3 protein-coding genes are annotated in these 2368 nt (G+C 57.1%); all 3 read right to left on the bottom strand.

Features of this window, described 5'->3' with window-relative positions:
* The coding region (locus tag Q0341_RS07495) for an ATP-binding cassette domain-containing protein (protein WP_366522757.1) at positions 1 to 201 on the bottom strand (201 nt) is incomplete at its 3' end.
* A 36-nt stretch (positions 202 to 237) separates the two neighbouring features.
* Positions 238 to 1491, bottom strand: coding sequence for a glutamyl-tRNA reductase (hemA, locus tag Q0341_RS07500; RefSeq protein WP_299511688.1), 1254 nt, complete (start codon positions 1489 to 1491; stop codon positions 238 to 240).
* On the bottom strand, positions 1492 to 2368 hold an 877-nt coding region (locus Q0341_RS07505), incomplete at its 5' end, for a transketolase C-terminal domain-containing protein (RefSeq protein WP_299511691.1).

Consider the following 2368-nt stretch of genomic DNA (forward strand, 5'->3'; position numbering starts at 1 on the left):
CCAAACGCCCAGGCCACACAGCAGGCGCAGCAAACTGGTTTTGCCAACGCCGTTGTCGCCTTCCAAATGCAGCCACTGCCCTGGCATCAAACTGAAGGAGACATCCGAAAAAAGTCGGCGATTGCCCCGACTCAAAGAAAGGTGGGAAACGGTGAGCATGTGACTGGATCTTCGCAGATCATGCCCCCATGGATTGACCATGTGTCAAAAAAAAACCACCCACAAAGCTGCGCGCCATCAGGTGTTTAAAAACATGTGCCGCACGGTTTCAAGGGTGTGCTGCCTGTGCGCGCCCTCAGCATGGTGCAATTCCCGCAAAGGGCCATTGAGCATTTTTTTCATCACCCCCAATGACAGCGACTCGAGAACACTCTCGATGTCATGACATTTTTCAATTTGCTTGCGGGCGCGGGCCAATTCTGTTTGTCGCCAAGCATCGGCTTGCACGCGGAGTTCTTGGATCACAGGCACATGGGTGCGGTGGTCCAACCAGGACATGAATTTCTGAACCCCCTCGTCGATGATGGCCTCGGCATCCACCACCGCTTCTTTTCGGTGCGATTGCCCGCTGTTGATCACTTCGGTGAGATCGTCCACAGTGTACAAATACACATCGGACAAACCCTTGACTTCGGGCTCGATGTCGCGCGGCACGGCCAGATCGACCATGAAAATAGGCCGGTTTTTACGGACCCGCAAAGCCCGATTCACCGCCCCCAGCCCAATCAAGGGCAAGGTGCTGGCGGTGCAACTGATCACCACATCGAATTCGTGTAACCGGTTCGGCAAATCGGCCAAAGGCATGCACTGCCCGCCATGCAGGGCGGCCAAGGCCTCGGCCCGTTCAGCAGAACGGTTGGCGATGGTGATGCTGCGCGGCGACTTGGCGGCAAAGTGCGCCACACACAGCTCAATCATGTCGCCAGCGCCCACAAACAAGACATGGGTGTCTTGGATTCTTTCAAAAATGCGGCTGGCCAATCGAACGGATGCGGCAGCCATGCTAATAGAGTGCGCGCCAATGTCGGTGGAGCTTCTGACTTCTTTGGCTACTGCAAATGAGCGTTGAAACAGTTGGTTCAGCGTGGTGCCCAAGGCCCCAGTGTTGGCGGCCAATCTGACGGCGTCCTTGAGTTGCCCCAATATTTGGGACTCCCCCAGCACCATGGAATCGAGCCCACTGGCCACCCTGAACGCGTGGCGCGCTGACGCATCCCCCTCCATTCGGTAGGTGTGCGACTGCAGCACGTCCACCTGGGTTTGTCCGGTTTGCGCCAACCACGCCAGTGTTTCTGGCCAATGCACCGCGTCACCTGCGCAGTAAATTTCTGTTCGGTTGCAAGTGGACAAAATGGCCACCTCTTTGTGCGTCGCAAAGCTTTGACGCAGCCCTTGCAAGGATTGCTCAAGTTTTTCAGATGCGAACGCAAAACGTTCCCGCAAATCAATGGGGGCCGTGCGGTGGTTCAGTCCCAGTGTCCAAACAGCCATTCAGACAACCCTTCTGAGCATCGGTGTACTTTGTACATCCGGCCATTGCTGCGAAATGCGCTGCGCAATGCCTTCAGCCGTCAGGCCGTAATCCTGCATCAACACCTTGGGGTCACCGTGTTCTGTGAACTCGTCCTCAAACCCGATGACCAACACCGGCTTGACGAGGCCCATGTCTTGCAAGGCCTCCAGCACAGCAGCGCCAGCACCGCCCTTGCGGGTGCCGTCTTCCACCGTGACCAAGCGCTCATGCGTTTGGGCCATGTCTTTCAATATTTGCAAATCCAGGGGTTTGGCCCAGCGCATGTTGACCACCGTGGCGTTCAAAGTTTGCGCAGCCTTCAAGGCTTCGTAGAGCAAGGGACCAAACGCCAAAATAGCCACGCCTTCGCCTTGGCGCTTCACCTGTGCCTTACCCCAAGGCAACGCGGACAAGTCGGCTTCAACGGGCGTGCCCACACCGGCACCTCGGGGATAGCGCACCGTGACCGGATGGTCCAGTGAGTAAGCCGTGCTGAGCAACTGTCGGCATTCTTTTTCATCGGCTGGGCAAGCCACGCTCATGTTGGGAATGCAGCGGGTAAAGGCGATGTCGTACATGCCGGCATGGGTAGGGCCGTCGGCCCCCACCAAACCGGCGCGGTCCAAAGCAAAAACAACGGGCAATTTCTGCAACGCCACATCGTGGATCAACTGGTCATAAGCGCGTTGCAAAAACGTCGAGTAAATGGCCACCACCGGTTTGAGGCCTTCACAGGCCAGGCCTGCAGCAAACGTCACGGCGTGTTGCTCTGCAATGCCAACATCGTGGTAACGGCTGGGAAAACGTTGGCTGAAGGCTACCATGCCCGAGCCTTCTCGCATGGCCGGGGTGATG

Source organism: uncultured Limnohabitans sp., assembly GCF_937889215.1.
GTDB lineage: Bacteria > Pseudomonadota > Gammaproteobacteria > Burkholderiales > Burkholderiaceae_C > Limnohabitans_A.